Origin of the sequence: Microvirga arabica (assembly GCF_016811235.1) — a bacterium.
Taxonomy (GTDB): Bacteria; Pseudomonadota; Alphaproteobacteria; order Rhizobiales; family Beijerinckiaceae; genus Microvirga; species Microvirga arabica.
On record NZ_JAFBID010000167.1, the window covers coordinates 1 to 2556 of the forward strand.

General features: G+C 66.7%; 1 protein-coding gene. It reads left to right on the plus strand.

All coding sequences use genetic code 11. From position 1 onward, the window contains the following. Window position 1: 1 nt before the first annotated feature. A partial coding sequence (gene clpB / locus JQC81_RS32135; protein ID WP_203275817.1) for an ATP-dependent chaperone ClpB occupies window positions 2-2556 on the plus strand: 2555 nt, incomplete at its 3' end.

Sequence of the window (2556 nt, forward strand, 5' to 3'; positions counted from 1 at the left end):
GATGAATTTCGAAAAATACACCGAACGTGCCCGGGGCTTCGTTCAGGCTGCGCAGAATCTTGCCATGCGGGAAGGCCATCCGCAGCTGTCGCCGGGCCATGTGCTGAAGGTCCTGCTGGACGATCCGGAAGGCCTCTGCGCCGGCCTCATCGACCGGGCGGGCGGGCGCTCCCGCGACGCCCATGCGGCGGTCGAGCAATGGCTCGCCAAGCAGCCGAAGGTCTCCGGCTCCGCCGCGCAGCCCCAGGCCACCCGCGACCTGATGCGTTTCTTCGACACCGCCGAAAAGGCGGCCGAGAAGGCGGGCGATTCTTACGTCACCGTCGAGCGGATGCTGCTGGCGCTGGCCGTCGAGAAGGACTCGGAGGCAGGCAAGATCCTGGCGCAGGTCGGCGTGACCGCTCAGGGCCTCAACACCGCCATCAACACCCTGCGCAAGGGCCGCACCGCCGATAACGCGACGGCGGAGAACGCCTATGATGCGCTGAAGAAATATGCGCGCGATCTCACGGAAGCGGCCCGCGACGGCAAGCTCGATCCGGTGATCGGCCGCGACGAGGAGATCCGCCGCACCATCCAGGTGCTGTCGCGGCGCACCAAGAACAATCCGGTGCTCATCGGCGAGCCCGGCGTCGGCAAGACCGCCATCGTCGAAGGCCTCGCTTTGCGCATCGTCAACGGCGACGTGCCGGAAAGCCTCAAGGACAAGCAGCTGCTGGCGCTCGACATGGGCGCGCTGATCGCCGGCGCGAAATATCGCGGTGAGTTCGAGGAGCGGCTGAAGGCCGTGCTCAGCGAAGTGACGTCGGCTGAAGGCGGCATCATCCTGTTCATTGACGAGATGCACACGCTGGTCGGCGCCGGCAAGGCCGATGGCGCCATGGATGCGTCGAACCTGCTGAAGCCTGCGCTCGCCCGCGGCGAGCTGCACTGCGTCGGCGCGACCACCCTCGACGAGTACCGCAAGCATGTGGAGAAGGACGCAGCCTTGGCGCGTCGTTTCCAGCCTGTCTTCGTGAGCGAGCCCACGGTGGAGGACACCGTGTCGATCCTGCGCGGCCTCAAGGAGAAGTACGAGCAGCATCACGGCGTGCGCATCACCGACTCGGCGCTGGTTGCGGCTGCCACCCTCTCGAACCGCTACATCACCGACCGGTTCCTGCCGGACAAGGCCATCGACCTCGTGGACGAGGCCTCCTCGCGCCTGCGCATGCAGGTCGATTCGAAGCCCGAGGAACTCGACAACATCGACCGCGAGATCGTGCGGCTCAAGATCGAGCAGGAAGCGCTGAAGAAGGAGACGGATGCGGCTTCGCGCGACCGCCTGGAGCGCTTGACCAAGGAGCTGGCGGAGCTCGAAGAGCAGTCGGCTTCGATCACCGCCCGCTGGAAGGCCGAGAAGGACAAGCTCGGCACCGCGGCCGATCTCAAGAAGAAGCTCGAAGAGGCCCGCAACCAGCTGGCAACCGCACAGCGCAACGGCGACTGGGCCAAGGCTGGCGAGCTCTCCTACGGGGTCATTCCGGGGCTGGAGAAGCAGCTGGCCGATGTCGAGGCTCATGCCGATGGCGGCGGGCTGATGGAAGAGGCGGTGACGCCCGACCACGTGGCTGGTGTCGTCTCGCGCTGGACCGGCGTGCCCGTGGACAAGATGCTGGAAGGCGAGCGCGAGAAGCTGCTGCAGATGGAGCAGGCGATCGCCAAGCGCGTGGTCGGTCAGGCCGAGGCGGTGGCGGCGGTTTCGACCGCGGTGCGCCGGGCCCGCGCCGGGCTGCAGGATCCGAACCGGCCCATCGGGTCGTTCATGTTCCTCGGCCCGACAGGCGTCGGCAAGACGGAGCTCACCAAGGCGCTGGCCAGCTTCCTGTTCGACGACGAGACCGCGCTCGTGCGCCTCGACATGTCGGAATACATGGAGAAGCACTCGGTGGCCCGGCTCATCGGCGCGCCTCCCGGCTATGTGGGCTATGAGGAGGGCGGTGCGCTGACCGAAGCCGTCCGCCGCCGGCCCTACCAGGTGGTCTTGTTCGACGAGATCGAGAAGGCGCATCCGGACGTGTTCAACGTGCTGCTCCAGGTGCTCGACGACGGACGCCTCACGGACGGGCAAGGGCGCACCGTGGACTTCCGCAACACGCTCATCATCATGACCTCGAACCTGGGCGCCGAATATCTGGTGAACCAGGCGGAGGGCCATGACACCGACGAGGTGCGCGACGAGGTCATGGGCGTGGTGCGCTCGCACTTCAGGCCCGAGTTCCTCAACCGCGTGGACGAGATCATCCTGTTCCACCGGCTGAAGCGCTCGGAGATGGGCGCCATCGTGGACATCCAGCTCGGCCGCCTGCAGAAGCTACTCACCGATCGCAAGATCACCCTGGAGCTCGACGACGAGGCGCGGGCTTGGCTCGCCGACAAGGGCTACGATCCGGCCTATGGGGCGCGGCCCTTGAAGCGCGTGATCCAGAAGCACGTGCAGGATCCGCTGGCGGAGCTCATCCTCTCCGGTGAGATCAAGGACGGCGAGACCGTGCCGGTGCATGCGGGCCCCATGGG